The sequence below is a fragment of the Pseudomonas zeae genome, from assembly GCF_014268485.2.
GTDB lineage: Bacteria > Pseudomonadota > Gammaproteobacteria > Pseudomonadales > Pseudomonadaceae > Aquipseudomonas > Aquipseudomonas neuropathica.
Genome location: NZ_CP077090.1, coordinates 576,911 through 590,588 on the forward strand (window position 1 = coordinate 576,911; position 13,678 = coordinate 590,588).

Annotated in this window: 19 protein-coding genes and 1 tRNA gene; 12 read left to right on the forward strand and 8 right to left on the reverse strand. The window is 56.2% G+C overall.

Going from position 1 to position 13,678, the window contains the following annotated elements; all coding sequences use genetic code 11:
• The first annotated feature begins 33 nt into the window (after window positions 1-33).
• The 5 genes from HU754_RS02525 to HU754_RS02545 all read left to right on the forward strand — a co-directional run bounded on the left by HU754_RS02525 (window position 34) and on the right by HU754_RS02545 (window position 3,783).
• On the forward strand, window positions 34-1,338 hold the full coding sequence (locus HU754_RS02525; protein ID WP_093430007.1) for an OprD family porin: 1,305 nt from the start codon (window positions 34-36) through the stop codon (window positions 1,336-1,338).
• A gap of 232 nt (window positions 1,339-1,570) precedes the next feature.
• Complete coding sequence (locus tag HU754_RS02530; RefSeq protein WP_034151909.1) at window positions 1,571-2,317, forward strand: 2OG-Fe dioxygenase family protein; 747 nt, start codon at window positions 1,571-1,573, stop codon at window positions 2,315-2,317.
• 79 nt (window positions 2,318-2,396) lie between these two features.
• The gene (locus tag HU754_RS02535) at window positions 2,397-2,774 is read left to right on the forward strand and encodes a GNAT family N-acetyltransferase (protein ID WP_008080517.1); all 378 of its coding nucleotides are present in this window, start codon (window positions 2,397-2,399) and stop codon (window positions 2,772-2,774) included.
• On the forward strand, window positions 2,771-3,487 hold the full coding sequence (locus tag HU754_RS02540; protein WP_007909125.1) for an AzlC family ABC transporter permease: 717 nt from the start codon (window positions 2,771-2,773) through the stop codon (window positions 3,485-3,487). The genes HU754_RS02535 and HU754_RS02540 overlap by 4 nt, the downstream gene beginning before the upstream one ends.
• Window positions 3,466-3,783: an AzlD domain-containing protein gene (locus tag HU754_RS02545; protein ID WP_007909127.1), complete on the forward strand. Its 318-nt coding sequence runs from the start codon at window positions 3,466-3,468 to the stop codon at window positions 3,781-3,783. Before HU754_RS02540 ends, HU754_RS02545 begins: the two co-directional genes overlap by 22 nt.
• On the opposite strand, the gene HU754_RS02550 is transcribed toward HU754_RS02545, so the two are convergent.
• On the reverse strand, window positions 3,700-4,626 hold the full coding sequence (locus HU754_RS02550) for a LysR family transcriptional regulator (RefSeq protein ID WP_093430009.1): 927 nt from the start codon (window positions 4,624-4,626) through the stop codon (window positions 3,700-3,702). The two genes, HU754_RS02545 and HU754_RS02550, sit on opposite strands and share 84 nt — an antisense overlap.
• A 468-nt stretch (window positions 4,627-5,094) precedes the next feature.
• Here HU754_RS02550 and HU754_RS02555 point away from each other — a divergent pair, with 468 nt between their 5' ends.
• The 4 genes from HU754_RS02555 (at window position 5,095) to HU754_RS02570 (ending at window position 6,886) form a co-directional block, all read left to right on the forward strand.
• Window positions 5,095-5,385: a type II toxin-antitoxin system RelB/DinJ family antitoxin gene (locus HU754_RS02555; RefSeq protein WP_100846572.1), complete on the forward strand. Its 291-nt coding sequence runs from the start codon at window positions 5,095-5,097 to the stop codon at window positions 5,383-5,385.
• Window positions 5,351-5,665: a type II toxin-antitoxin system YafQ family toxin gene (locus tag HU754_RS02560; RefSeq protein ID WP_186620727.1), complete on the forward strand. Its 315-nt coding sequence runs from the start codon at window positions 5,351-5,353 to the stop codon at window positions 5,663-5,665. Before HU754_RS02555 ends, HU754_RS02560 begins: the two co-directional genes overlap by 35 nt.
• A 136-nt stretch (window positions 5,666-5,801) precedes the next feature.
• Window positions 5,802-6,209: an MbcA/ParS/Xre antitoxin family protein gene (locus HU754_RS02565; protein WP_186620726.1), complete on the forward strand. Its 408-nt coding sequence runs from the start codon at window positions 5,802-5,804 to the stop codon at window positions 6,207-6,209.
• 11 nt (window positions 6,210-6,220) lie between these two features.
• Window positions 6,221-6,886 (forward strand): RES family NAD+ phosphorylase, encoded by a 666-nt coding sequence (locus tag HU754_RS02570; protein ID WP_186620867.1) that lies wholly within the window; start codon window positions 6,221-6,223, stop codon window positions 6,884-6,886.
• 42 nt (window positions 6,887-6,928) lie between these two features.
• On the opposite strand, the gene HU754_RS02575 is transcribed toward HU754_RS02570, so the two are convergent.
• Window positions 6,929-7,210 (reverse strand): DUF3077 domain-containing protein, encoded by a 282-nt coding sequence (locus tag HU754_RS02575; protein ID WP_007909136.1) that lies wholly within the window; start codon window positions 7,208-7,210, stop codon window positions 6,929-6,931.
• Between the two features lie 483 nt (window positions 7,211-7,693).
• Here HU754_RS02575 and HU754_RS02580 point away from each other — a divergent pair, with 483 nt between their 5' ends.
• The 3 genes from HU754_RS02580 (at window position 7,694) to HU754_RS02590 (ending at window position 8,902) form a co-directional block, all read left to right on the forward strand.
• Window positions 7,694-8,011, forward strand: a complete 318-nt coding sequence (locus HU754_RS02580) for a hypothetical protein (RefSeq protein WP_007909143.1) — start codon at window positions 7,694-7,696, stop codon at window positions 8,009-8,011.
• Window positions 8,001-8,285: a helix-turn-helix domain-containing protein gene (locus HU754_RS02585; RefSeq protein ID WP_186620725.1), complete on the forward strand. Its 285-nt coding sequence runs from the start codon at window positions 8,001-8,003 to the stop codon at window positions 8,283-8,285. Before HU754_RS02580 ends, HU754_RS02585 begins: the two co-directional genes overlap by 11 nt.
• Before the next feature lie 191 nt (window positions 8,286-8,476).
• A complete protein-coding gene (locus HU754_RS02590; RefSeq protein WP_186620723.1) occupies window positions 8,477-8,902 on the forward strand; it encodes a type II toxin-antitoxin system HicB family antitoxin in 426 nt (141 codons plus the stop codon).
• 183 nt (window positions 8,903-9,085) lie between these two features.
• On the opposite strand, the gene HU754_RS02595 is transcribed toward HU754_RS02590, so the two are convergent.
• The 6 genes from HU754_RS02595 to HU754_RS02620 all read right to left on the reverse strand — a co-directional run bounded on the left by HU754_RS02595 (window position 9,086) and on the right by HU754_RS02620 (window position 13,627).
• A complete protein-coding gene (locus HU754_RS02595; RefSeq protein WP_095113953.1) occupies window positions 9,086-9,310 on the reverse strand; it encodes a hypothetical protein in 225 nt (74 codons plus the stop codon).
• A 386-nt stretch (window positions 9,311-9,696) separates the two neighbouring features.
• A tRNA-Thr gene (locus HU754_RS02600) sits at window positions 9,697-9,772 on the reverse strand.
• A 75-nt stretch (window positions 9,773-9,847) separates the two neighbouring features.
• Window positions 9,848-10,684 (reverse strand): FkbM family methyltransferase, encoded by an 837-nt coding sequence (locus HU754_RS02605; RefSeq protein WP_186620721.1) that lies wholly within the window; start codon window positions 10,682-10,684, stop codon window positions 9,848-9,850.
• Between the two features lie 345 nt (window positions 10,685-11,029).
• A complete protein-coding gene (locus HU754_RS02610) occupies window positions 11,030-12,265 on the reverse strand; it encodes a methyltransferase (RefSeq protein ID WP_186620720.1) in 1,236 nt (411 codons plus the stop codon).
• The gene (locus HU754_RS02615; RefSeq protein WP_007909164.1) at window positions 12,246-12,935 is read right to left on the reverse strand and encodes an ABC transporter permease; all 690 of its coding nucleotides are present in this window, start codon (window positions 12,933-12,935) and stop codon (window positions 12,246-12,248) included. Before HU754_RS02615 ends, HU754_RS02610 begins: the two co-directional genes overlap by 20 nt.
• Window positions 12,935-13,627 carry an ABC transporter permease gene (locus tag HU754_RS02620; RefSeq protein WP_034153034.1) on the reverse strand — a complete coding sequence of 231 codons (693 nt, stop codon included), beginning with the start codon at window positions 13,625-13,627 and terminating at the stop codon, window positions 12,935-12,937. The genes HU754_RS02615 and HU754_RS02620 overlap by 1 nt, the downstream gene beginning before the upstream one ends.
• Between the last annotated feature and the right edge of the window lie 51 nt (window positions 13,628-13,678).

Here is a 13,678-nt window from a genome sequence, read left to right on the forward strand (position 1 = left end):
CAGCGCGTTTCAACCCGTAATAAGGAAAACAAAATGTTGAACAAGCGAATCAGTCTGATCGCACTGGGGATGTTGAGTGCCACTCAGGCCATGGCTAACGACCAGGCCGAGTCCAAGGGTTTTGTTGAAGACAGCAGCCTCAAAGTGCTGCTGCGCAATGCCTACATCAATCGTGATTACAAAGACGGCAACAAAGACAAAGCCGAGTGGGGCCAAGCGGCCATCGGTACGTTCTCGTCCGGTTTCACCCAAGGCACCGTGGGTGTCGGTGTCGACGCTTTCGGTCTGTATGCACTGCGTCTGGACGGCGGCAAGGGCCGTAGCGGCGCCGGTGGTATCGATTTCTTCAAGCAGGAAAATGACGGTCGCGCGAACCATGACATAGCGAAGGGCGGTGCAGCGGTGAAGTTCCGCTTCTCCAACACCGTGTTGACCTACGGCGACCAGATGCCGGCCCTGCCGGTGCTGAGCTACGACAATGTGCGTCTGCTGCCGGAAAGCTACACCGGTACCCTGATCACTTCCAAAGAGATCAAAGGCCTGGAACTGAACGCCGGTCGTTTTACTGCCGAATCGCGCAAGAGCGATGAAGGCCGTGACAGCGGTGGTCTGAAGTCGATCAACGTATTGGGCGGTAGCTACCAGTTCACCGAGAACTTCAAAGGTGCGTTGTACGCTTCCGACGTCGAAGACGTATTGAAGAAACAATACGTGAACGCCAACTACGTGTTGCCGTTCAACAAGGATCAGTCACTGACCCTGGACTTCAACGGCTATCGCACCAAGCTCGACAGCTCGTACGTTCGCGAAAACACCGTTCCGGGCGAAAGCATCGTGACCGGTCGCGACAACAAGATCTGGAGCCTGGCCGCGACATTCGCCACTGGCCCGCACTCGTTCACCGTGGCGCACCAGCGCTCCACCGGCGACAGCAACCTGGGCTACGCCTATGGCGGTTACCAGAAAGATCAACACCGCGTCGGTGACGGTGGTAACTCCATCTACCTGGCAAACTCCTACTGGTCCGACTTCAACGCTGAAGACGAGCGCAGCTGGCAGTTGGGCTACGGCCTGGACTTCGGCGCATTCGGCGTACCGGGCCTGAGCTACAACTTCGCTTATGTGCGTGGCGACAACATCACCACGTCCACCAGCGAAGGCGGCACCGAGCGTGAGATCTTCAACCAGTTCAAATACGTCGTGCAGTCTGGCCCGGCCAAAGACCTGAGCGTGAAACTGCGCAGCTCGATCCTGCGTGTTTCGCAGAAATCCAGCGAGTACAACGTCAGCGGTAACGAACTGCGCGTTTTCGTGGATTACCCGATCAACATCTTCTGATGCCTGATCCAGTGTAAGAAACATGAGAAAAACCCCGACTGGTTCGGGGTTTTTTTTCGACGGTTATTCGATGAAAACCGGAAAAAACCCGTGTTTTTGTCATGTAAAAGTTGTTTTTAAGCGCCTGCAAACGCCGTTTCAAACAGTGCTTTAAATGCCTGAAATTCTTTCTCATGGACGCAAATTCTCCACCTAATAGATTAGGCCGCTCAACGCAGCGGAGAATTTGGTAATGATCGTTTTGAACAGAGAAGTGGGCGAATCGCTACGGCGCGACAAATATGTCAACGTCCAGGGTGGTGACTTCAATCTCTACGGTCATTTTGCCGACTTCGTCAGACTGACCAAAAGTTGGGAAAACATGGAGCCTGACAGCTACTACGGTCAGGCCGAAGCCGGCATGCGTTACCGTCGTTACAGCGACTTTGAGTACAACCCGAAAACCCGCGAGCTCAAGCAACTCGAGCATCGCGCCTACGTGCAGTCGAAAGAAAACAACGCCTATGTTGGCGGCCTGGTACGACACTTTCAGGACTTCTCCGATGAAGTAATTACTTCACCGGTGATGCGCAGCCTGATCGACACCGATTTCGAAGTGTACAAAAGCGTACTGCCGGAAGAGCTGCACGATGAAATCTGGCAGTGCCAGATCCATCAGATCCGCATCGAAATCAAACCCGGCAAGCAACTGGAAATCACCCCCGAAGGCATTCACTGCGACGGCTATCCGTTCAGCGGTGTGCACTTCTGGGGTCGCAATAATGTCGAGGGCGCGGAGAGTCGTTTGTACGACATCCACGAGCATCAACTGGCGTCGACCACCTACCAGGAAATTCTCGATACCACCTACTTCCTTGATCGCGACATGCGCCATTACGTGACTCCGGCGCGCAACACGCACACCCATGCAATGGCATACCGGCAGATTCTGGCGATCTCCTTCTCGCGGCCCGGGACCGCTTTCGACATTGTTCGCTAATCAGATCACCCCAATCGACGGCGTCGAGTGCTCGACGCCGGTGGTGCTGCGACGCGCCACGGCCAAGGATGCGCAGCGCATGGAGCGCTTCTTCCGCCAGTTCGACGAAGTGTCCTTCTGCGAGTGGCAGGACGCCAAGTGCCTGCGCGGCGTGCTGATCCAGAAAACCACCACGGCCTATCTCGCCTTCGACGTCGCTGGCGAAATTGTCGGCGCGGTACTCGGTGGCATGCTCGGCAGTCGCGGCACCATCAATCATCTGGCGGTCAGCCCGCGCTATCGCAGCCAGGGCGTCGGTCAACGACTGGTTGAAGCGGCGTCGTCCGATATGAAACGGGTCGGCGTGTTACGGATGTTTCTGTTCGTCGACGATGCTAACCTCGCGGGCAAGCGATTCTGGACTGCCCAGGGTTTTTGCGAGCCCCACGGCGAGCGGACATTTGAGAGGGATCTATGAATGAAACGTCCGGCAGTGCGCCGCTGATGGCTGCCCATCAGCCGTCGCGCACGTTTGCCGAAGCCAGCCCGGTCGTCGCTGGCTACTTCACGGTGTCATTCGTGTTCGGGCTGATGGCCGTCAACGCAGGATTGCCGATGTGGCTGCCGGTGGCGATGTGTCTGTTCGTGTATGCCGGCGCTTCGCAATTCGCCGCGCTGGCGCTGATCTCCAGCGGCGCCTCGCTGACCACCATCGTGCTGACCACGTTCCTGATCAACGCGCGGCACATGTTGATGTCGGTGTACATGGCCAAGGCTCTGCGTGCACTCGGTTTGAGCCGTATGGAGCGCTGGGCTTACGCCGGTGGCCTGACTGACGAATCCTTCGCGTTCCACAGCGTCAAACTCGGCACCGGCGCGCCGGTCAACGTGCGCTATCTGATTGGTTTCAACCTGTTCTGCCACACCTCATGGGTGCTCGGCGGCTTGCTCGGCGCTGTGTGCGCGCAGTACGCGGCGCACCTGATCAAATACCAGCTCGACTACGCTCTGACGGCGATGATGCTCTACGTACTGGTGTCGCTGTGCAACACGCGCAACAAACTCATCGCCGCTGCGGCCGCGGTGTTGTGCATGGGCGCGCTGAGCCTGGTCGGCAGTTCGCCGTTCAATGTGTTTATTGCCACGTTTGTGGGCTGCGGAGTGGGTGTATGCCTGACCAAACGTTCCTGATTCTGGTGGTCGCGCTGATGATGGCCGTGACTTTCCTGCCACGCGCGCTGCCACTGCAAGTCAACACCGAGCACTGGCCGCCGTTTATTGCGCGGGCGCTGGAATACTTGCCGGTGGCGATCGTCGCTGCGATCAGCCTGACACCCTTGTTGATCAAGGATCAGCACATACAGCTCGATCGCCCGGAATTCTATGCCGCGATTCCGACGTTGTTATGTGCGTATTTCAGCAAAAACCTCTTTCTCAGTGTGGCGGTTGGGACGGCTGCGTACATTGCGCTCGGCTCGTTCATGTAGCGGCAAGTCGACGACATCGTTGAGTGCCTGGTTCGACAACTCCGGATTGTTCACCGCTAGGCGCACTTCGAGAAAATCCTCGAACCCGGGGAAAATCGTCAGGCCGTTCTTCTGCGCAGCTTCACGCGAGACCATGCCGACTGCGTCCATCTGCGTGATCAAAGACAGCGTCAACGTTTCACTGCATGAATAGACCATGCGCTGGCCGTTCTCGTGATTGCCCAGCCCGGCGTCGAGAAAACGCAAAAAGCTGTGGGAATAAGGACAATCTTCCGCAGGACGTACCTGAAACTTATTGCCCAGCAATGTCAGCGGATCGTTTTCCTGGCCGCAGTGCGCGCCGACCACTTGCACCTGCACATCGGGCAGGACAATGCTCGGCAGTCCCGGCCGTTGCGGGCCGATCAGCACCGCCAGGTCGAAGTCTTCATTCTTCAGCTTGCTAAGGTTTTCCATCGACTCGGCGTAGCTGAATTCCATCTGATAATCGGGAAATACCTCGATCAGGCGTCCGATCATTCGGCGATTGAAGTCAGCCGCCAAAGTGTTGTTCAACGCAACCTTCAACGTCCGCTGCCCCGGCACTTTCAGCGCCTCGACCTTTTCTTCCATCTGTCGCGTGGCAATCAGCACTTTGTCCATATACGGCGTGAGCTCGGTGCCTTGCGGCGTCAGCGTCAGCCCTTTGTTCGAACGTCGAAACAAGCGGAAACCGAACTGCTCTTCGACCTTGTTCAACTGCGCGGCCAAGGCCTGCACAGTCAGGCACGAATGCTCGGCTGCGGCCGACAACGAGCCGGTCTGCACGATGCGCATGAGGTTGCGTAAGGTTCTGCTATCCATGGGTAATGCCCTCTAAAGTGGGCTGGGTATTGTTGTTTACGAGACTGCCGGTCAGGCGCCATATGCTGGCTATATTCCTGTACCTGAGCATAGTTGTCGCGGGTTTAGTAGCGAATTGATGTCCTCGCCGATGGCTGGAGGCTGACACAGGATCGGGGTTTTTGGTGACGTGGGGGTGATGAGGGTCAAAAAAAATGCGTGGTTTTGGTGCGTGGGGAGATTTTTTCGAAGAGAAACAGCTTACATCTTCCGAGGTTTATGCCTGCGTCATGCGCAGATACGTCTCAGGCAAAGTACCGATTTAGCTGATAGCGCCTACCTGTCAAAGGAGTTGAAATGGATGTCTGGCATGCAAGCCATGGCGGTAGACAACCACCCATCAACTTCGCGTTGACCGACGAAGATCCCTCCGACCACAATGCAGAGGTAGCGCTGATGTAGCTACAAAATCACGATGAGGTAATTGAAATGGCTGCACTACTGAAAACTACCGATGTGCGCTGCCGCATTGATGAGGATTTGAAAGCGCGTGCCACTGAAGTCTTAAACGCTTGCGGGCTGAGCATTAGCGACGCCATGCGACTTTTTCTGCGACAGGTTGTTGCCACTCAAGGGCTTCCCTTCGAGGTGCGAATTCCATCAGAGAAAACGGCCCGCGCGATGATGGAAGCACGAGAAATCCGTCAGCGTTTCGACTCGATAGACGACATGCTGAGGACTGCTGATGGCGAAACCGGAGAAAACGCAAAAACGCGCTGATCGGCCTAAACAGTGTGCACAGACTTCTGAATTCAAGAAGTCTTGGGATCGTTTTAACCGTGCCGGAAGGCGAGACATGAACGACGTCCGGAATGTGATGGCGATGTTGTTCTTGGGGCAGCAATTACCGGCAGAATATCTGGATCATGCGCTGACTGGAGATTGGTCTGGATTCCGCGAGTGTCATATCGGTGGCGATTTTCTGATGATTTACGAGAACACACTCCCAGACCTGATCTCGTTTGTGGATTTAGGGAGCCATTCAGAATTGTTTAAATAGCGCAGAAAGACATAAGCCGGCTCAACTCCGGCTTCTGTGCGTTTGATCATTACGATTGTTCGTTTGTGTATCAAAACTCTAAAAAATTACAGTTATGTACTAGTCTTCAGCTAAGACAAAAAATCAGGAGGCGTCTATGCCTACCTCATCTCCAGCCCTCACCCCACGCGAACAACTCGACGTCCCCGAAGCGGGCCGCGTCGCGCTGAAGTTCTTCTTCAACCTCATGGAACGTTGGGGTTGCAGCGCCGAGCAGCAACGCACGCTGCTGGGCGGCGTCGGCAACACCACTTTCTACAAATACAAACACCTGCCGAACATACGTCTGCCTAACGACACCCTTGAGCGCATCTCCTACCTGATGGGCATTCACAAGGCGTTGAGCATCATCTTCAGCAATAACCGTGAGCGCGCCTATACGTGGGTCAGCAGTCCAAACACAGCGGCGCCGTTCAACGGGCAAACTGCATTGGATTACATGCTGGCGGGGAGAGTGATCGACATCGCCGATGTGCGTCGCTATCTCGATGGGGTACGCGGTTGAAGGCGCCCGATTTGGTTGATGTGGCGTGGACGCGAGCCTATCGGATCGTCAACAGCAGCTTCCCGCCGATTGCGTTGTTCGAAGACGTGCTCGATCCCGAAGATCTGGAAGTTGCCTACGCAATTGAAGCGCTGACCAATGATCGTCTGATCGAGCAGGCCGGGGTACTTGCCCGAGTGCGACCCGAAGACCGACTCTCTGGCCCCGGCTCGACTCCGGTGATGGCTGCGTTTACTCATATTGGCAAACGCAGTCGTTTCTGTGACGGCACCTTCGGCGTTTACTACGCTGCGAGCAGTCAGGCTGCGGCTATCGCCGAGACCTGTTATCACCAGGAGCGATTTCTTGCGGCGACTCGGGAAGCGGATCTCGAGTTGACCATGCGGACTTACGTCAATCGGGTGGTTAAACCGCTACACGATATTCGCCACGTTCACCCCGAGCTGCACAATCCGGATCCGGAGGCTTACGGGCCGTCTCAGCTATTCGCCCGTCAACTGCGCGAAACCGAGTCGTGGGGACTGCTCTACAACAGCGTTCGCCAGCCTGGCCATGAATGCGTTGCCGCGTTTCGGCCGCCAGCGGTATCGATTCCGAAGCAGGGCAAGCATCTGCGTTATGTGTGGAGCGCGAGTCAGCAGAAGATTTCGTTTGTGCTTGAAATCAGTCAGGTCTGAAACGCAAAAGCCCTCGCATCGGCGAGGGCCTTACACCGGTGTTTACATCAACGGTTTGTCCGGCGGCGCATCCATCACTTTCACCACATCATCGATCAGCGCCTTGCTCAATTCCTGCAAATACTGCGAGGCATAAGCGTGAAGATCAGGATCGCGCGAGACTGTGGAATCTGCGGTCAGTAGCTTGGAAATGTGAAGTAAATGTGAGGCGTGCGAGAGAGCGGCGATCACTGGAACGCCACGATTGGTGCGGAACAGCGCTTGATTGGCCTGGAAGGAAAAGTGCGTGAGGCCTGGGGTTTTCAAATGGAGGTAGTCGGTCATTTCGCTTCACCTGCCGTAAGGAAGTGTCGTGAGGTGACCGTTTCTGCAGCTCTGTGAATTGCTGATGGATCAATGGCATTCATTTGTGAACTCCCTGTATCAAATGAGAGCCGCCATTTTCGTTCTCAGGCGAAAGGGTGGCAGCTATGCGCAGGCTGAGAAACCGGAGATACAGGAACCCGGCAGACCCGAAGGTCTCCCACGCACAGCCGCCATTACACGTGGATGCGGGCACAAAAAAGCGCCGGCAATCGTGATTTGGGGCGCTGGTGCGCCTGTATCTTACGCGGGTTCTCAGGCCCGGTCGCTGAATTGGCAGCGACGAACTGAACGGTAGCTTTGCGAGGGGCGAATGAGCAACGGTGGCTAGTAGTGGCTTGTCGTTACAACAGATTTCACAAGGCTTCGCGCCATGCATTTCGTCGATCTGTCCCTATAAACGTTTATGGTATGTTTGTACGGCGTAGCCGTATAGTCAGGTTCATGTATACAATCATCGAAACGGAAATGTTCAAGCGCTATGCAGACGCCATATGGGTCGATGGTGAGCGCCATGAATTCATAAATTGGCTTGCTGCAAATCCTCTGGCTGGTGATGTCGTGCCTGGCAGTGGAGGTTTGCGCAAGGTGCGGTGGACTCGCACCGGCATGGGTAAGCGAGGCGGTACACGTGTCATTTATTACAACACGCTTTCTGAAGGCTCGATTTGGTTGCTCATTGCCTACACCAAGGCAAAGCTCGACAACTTGCCCGTAGCCTTCCTTAAGCAACTGAAGGAGGAAATCAGCGATGGTCGATGAACTGGAGCAATTCCAGCAGGACTTGCTGGAATCTGTACGTCAGATGAAGGCTGGAAAGGCTGCGCGCGTGACTCAAGTGCCGCTCTCTGCGGCAGCAGAAGCGCGTGCCAAAGTGGGCGTTTCTCAAAGTGCGTTTGCCAAACTGATCGGTGTGAGTCTGCGGACTTTGCAGGATTGGGAGCAGGGTCGCCGGCAGCCGACGGGTGCGGCTCAAACTCTCCTTAGGGTCGCCCGCCAGCATCCGGAAGCTTTGCGGGATCTGCATCCTGCTTGATACCACTTAAAACCTTTGGGCAGACTTCTGCTACAGAAAACAACGAAGCCCCTGCATTTCTGCAGAGGCTTCGTTTTGTATGGCGTCGGCACCAAAATCGTAAAAAAGAATTCAGGTTACAACTCTCTATTAATTGAAAAACGTGGTCTGTCTCCAATTCTCCTCAGATGTACCCCATGAGAGGAATCGTGATGTTCGAATATGCGTTGGAAGTTCACGAAGAGCCGGACAGTGTCTGGTTGTCCTGCGCAGAAATTCCAGAGATGCACGCCGTTGGCGACACCCTTGAACAGGCGCTCGACAGTGCTATCGATGCCATCGAGACCGCCCTGTCGATCTACGTCGATGATCGTCGATTGATTCCGACGGGGCAGGCGGGAGAACAGAAAAGTGACGTCGTGTTGCGTCTGCCTGCGCTGACCGCGGCGAAGGTTGCGCTTTGGAATACGCTCTTGGAGTCCGGTGTGAGCAAAGCCGAACTGGCGCGTCGTCTCGGCGTGCAACGGCCGCAGGTAGATCGACTGGTGGATTTTTTGCACCACTCCAAGATCGAGAATGTTGAACGTGCGTTGCAGCAGCTTGGGCGAAGGATTTCGCTTTCGGTTGAAGCAGCGTAGGTTCCGCATTTAACGTTGGGAAACGCCGCAATAGCCTCAGCTTCAGAGAATCTGTTCGGAAAACGAGGTGTCCGGTGTTTTTTACAGCAGACTCATTAATGTTCAATTTGGTAGCTGACCGCTTTTACTTAGGCAAAGTCAGCAACCTGTCCGTAGTCTTCCTTAAGCAATTGAAGGAGGAAATCAGCGATGGTCAATGAAGTCGTCTCGTGTCTCGTCTAGGCTTCGCAGCCCGCTTTCGGCGTCTTCAAAGCTCTTCATGCAGGTTTTGCCATAGGCCGACAAGGCCAATTTGCTGCGTTGGGTGAGTTGAACGTCGGATGTACACAAGTCGATGAATAACGAGAGTGAGTGCCCTGCCTCCTCAAATGCTTCGCGGATTTCCATGGCGTTTTTTCGTTTTGACATCACTTGCTCCGTGGGCGACGTTGTCCGTGGCGAGTTTATGCGTAAATTTCCGCGTCAAAACCAACTTCGCGTATCAACTTGTAACGGATCAGCAAGCTTGAATACTGGCGGTGGGACAGTTCGAGATCTCAACGGCTGACAAGGGACTGAGTGGAGTTTCTTCAGGATTTCGTTGTTGCTCTATGGGCGAGGATTTTTGCAGGATGATGAAGTCAGGCGGTCTTGTGGTGGATTGCCGATCTATTCAAAAGATCTTTTTAGATCTTGAGAGGGGGCACCGCTCACAGGCTGAGGGACAAAGCAGTGACTGCTCGGCTATTGCGCTTCCCTATTCAAACGCCACAAACAACAAAGCCCCTGCATTTCTGCAGGGGCTTCGTTTTGTATGGTGCCGGCACCAGGAGTCGAACCCGGGACCTACTGATTACAAGTCAGTTGCTCTACCAACTGAGCTATACCGGCGTGTGGGCGACGATTATAGCGACTGGATAATTTCTGTAAACCCCTGAATTCAGACTATTTTTGCATCCGCTCGAATCAAGCCCTGCGCAGCACATTTCGCAGCGTTTGCACCGCCTTCAATGTGCGGCTGTTTTGCAGGGCTGCCAGTTGCGCTTCGGCCTGTTCGGCGCGTTGCAGAGCGTTGGCCAGTTGTTGGGCGGTGTCGACTTCGCTGGCGCTGATCGGGTGGGCGAAGGCGTGGCCTTTGCACAGTTGGAAGTTGTCGAGGTTGCACGGTGGAATGTCGAAAGCCGGTTTGAGCTGCATGTATTCGTCGGCGAGGAACCAGGTGTTGAGGCCGTCGAAGAGGATCGCTTGGTAACCGGCGTCGGTGACCAGCGGTTCCCAGGTGTGGTCGCGCTCCCATGGGGTTTCGATGACGATGATCCAGGGGCGGAATCGGCTGAAGTCCATGCCGCGCAGGACGCTTTCTTCGTGGCCTTCGACGTCGATTTTCAGAAAGTGGATCGGCCGATCAGCGGCATATTGTTCGCAGATCGACGTCAGCGTACGGGCCTTCACGGTGAGGCTGCGCACGTCCATGCCTTGATTTTTGTGGTGCTGGGCGATCGTCGGGTCGGCCGTGGACAAACCGGTGTCGGGGATGGCGTAGAAGGTCATTTCGCCGGGCTGGTCGCTGGCGATGCATTGCACGGTGGCGTCGCGCGGGCGTTGCTGGCAGAGGGCGTCGTGGTAGTCCTGCATCGGTTCGACGTTCACGCCTTGCCAGCCGTGGTCATAGAAGGCTTTGGTGACCGAGTCGTGATGTGGGTCGTTGGCACCGACATCGATATAGAAGCCTTGCTCGACTTGCTTGAGGGCACGCCACAAGCGGACGTCTTCAAAATTCTGCGCATAAGAAATGAACGTCACGGTCGCTTCCTGTCGGTCTGATTGTTCTTGTTTGTAGGTGCGCTGGCGGCACGCTGTGGACTTGTATAGCAAGGCTGGCGATGCGCCGCAATTGTTCGCTTCGAACCGGTGAATTTCGGCAGTTATGTCGTTTTGATTGGCGGCTTATGCACAACGGGCTGGCACGAAACCGTGCTTAGGCAGTTATTTGTGGACTCGTTCTCATTTTGTTTGCAAATCCCTGTTTTATTGGTTTTTTATCAATATGAACAAAAAATGACCAGCACTGTTAAAGGCTCGAAACAGGCATGGATATTGGATCCACGAAGAATTCATCAACAGAGTTATCCACAGGTAGTCGATGTTTTATTCGCGTTCGGCTAACAGCAGCAGGTTACGTGGTGTGAGGGCTGTTTCGCAGAAGCTGCCGAGGCGTACGACGTAGCCCTGTTCGACGAGGAAAAGCGCCCGATCCAGATTCAGCCAAAGCTCCAATGGCCGTCGGAACAATCCGCGAAGCAATTCCAGATTGCGAACTTCGGCCAATCGCTGCCAACCGGCTGCTTCGAGTGCGGGCCAATCTGGCGCACCGATTGTGGATAACTCTTTGAGCGCAGCCAGATCTCGACAGTAATCGGCAAACGGTTTTTCCAGCCAGGCACTGGGCAGGGAGGGCGTCGGCAGGTATTCGTCGACGCCGCGCACTTGCCGTTGCAGTAGGTCAAAGGCCAGACGACGGGCCATCGAGGTGTCACGCTGACGTCGGACGCGAGCACCGGCGGTGACGGTTTCGCTCATCGGCAGTGCCAGATCTTCCACCGAGAGTTGTAGGAGCGATCTCGAACCGGCCGAAGACAATGCATGATATTCGCCACGACTGATGCGGTTGTAGCAGCAGGGCGCGATCGCCATTTGTTGGCACCCGGCAGCACTGGCCAGTTGCATCAGGCGCACATGCAAATCACCGCAGGCGTGGAGGGCGACGGGTGTGTGATTCGCGCTCAACACGGCAGAGGCGTTCGCCGCCAGTACGTCCTGTTCCACATGCAAAGCGTGCAACTGATGACGCTGACTCAATGCCTGTCCGCTGGCGACCAATAGCGGATCGTATTCAACGCAAGTCAGTTGCTGACCCGAGCCCAACAAGCGCCGACCCAAGTGCCCCTTACCAGAGCACCAATCCAGCCAGTGCGTCGGCTGCGCGGCAAAGGATAAACGACTGGCAAACGCCTCGATCTGCTGCCACTTGCGTCCCGGCACATCGACATTCAGTCGATGGCCCGCAGCTTCCAATGGATGCCCCGGCAACTCACCAACAGCGCTCAGCTCAGCCGATAACGCCGCCAATGAAGCAAACGGCTCCGGCGCATCAACAAGATCAGCAGGTTGGTTATGAGCGTTTTCCGCCTCTTCCAGCGACCGCCCGCGTAGCCACAAGGCCAGTTCCGGGTAGGACGCTTCCCAAGCAAGCGAAAGATGAGTGAACGGTCGAGGTTTCCACAGCGCCTGATGCTCAATCAAAAAAGCATCCAGCGCTGTGAAGCGGGCGAGTAGGTCCTCGCCCGTCAGCACGTAGGAAGGATCAACGCCCTTGGCAGGCATCGACGCGCAGCCAGCGCTCCAGCAGCTTGAAGCCGCGTACAAGCACGTAAGCCATCAGCAGATAGAACACGCCTGCCGCGAAGAAGATCTCCACCGGCAGATAGGTGCGAGCGATGATCGTGCGCGCCATGCCGGTCAGTTCCAGCAGAGTCACGGTGCTGGCCAGCGCGCTGGCCTTGAGCATCAGGATCACTTCGTTGCTGTAGGCCGGCAGGCCGATGCGCGCCGCACGCGGGAGGATGATGTAGAACATCGCTTTGGGCTTGGACATGCCCAAGGCCCGCGCCGCTTCAATCTCGCCTGGCGGAATCGCCTGGATCGCACCGCGCAGGATCTCGGCGATGTACGCCGCCGTGTGCAACGTCATGGTCACAGTCGCGCACCAGAACGGATCGCGCAGGTACGGCCACAACGCGCTTTCACGCACCGCGTCGAACTGCGCTAGGCCGTAATAAACCAGGAACAGCTGAACCAGCAGCGGCGTACCACGGAAAAAGAAGATGTAAGCGTAAGGCAGCGAACGCACGTACCACAGCTTCGAAGAACGGGCGATGCCCAGCGGAATCGCCAGCAGCAGGCCGGCAATCACGGCGATGGCGACCAGTTCCAGCGTGAGGGTCGCGCCCTGCGCCAGTTTCGGCAGCCATTTGATAATGACTTCCCAGTTCATTAAGCGCTCCTCGCAAAGCCGCGAGCGGCGCGTTTTTCCAGGAAGTGCATGCCGGTCATGGCCAGCACGGTCAGGCCCAGGTACATGATCGCGGCGACCATATAGAAGGTGAACGGTTGTTTCGACACGGTTACGCCGATTTGCGCGTGACGCATGATTTCTTCCAGACCGATCACCGAGACCAGCGCGGTGTCTTTCATCAGGATCATGAACAGATTGCCCAGGCCGGGCAGGGCGATACGCCACATCTGCGGCATGATCAACCGGGTGAAGATCCGCCATTTCGACAGGCCCAGGGCCTGGCCGGCCTCACGGTGGCCTTTGGGAATGGCGAGGATCGCGCCGCGAAACACTTCCGTGGCGTAGGCGCCGAAGCACAGGCCGAGGGCGATCACACCGGCGGCGAAGGCGTTGAGTTGCAGGTCGGGGTTGCCGAAGTACTCACCGAGGGCGCGCATCAGGTTGACCGTACCGAAGTAGATCAACAGTACCCAGAGCAATTCCGGGACGCCACGCACGAGGGTCGAATACGTGCCGCCAAGCCATTGCAGCGGCTTGTACGGGGAAGTCTTGGCCAAGGCGCCGAGCAGGCCGAGCACCAGTCCCAGGCATAGGGCGGTGAGAGCCAGTTGGACGGTCATCAGCGCGCCGGCAGCGAGGGCCGGGCCGAATCCGTAGAGGTCGATAATCATGGAATTCTGTTCAAATTGCGGCAGGCAAAGTCGGGAGCCGGCGCCGTCGAA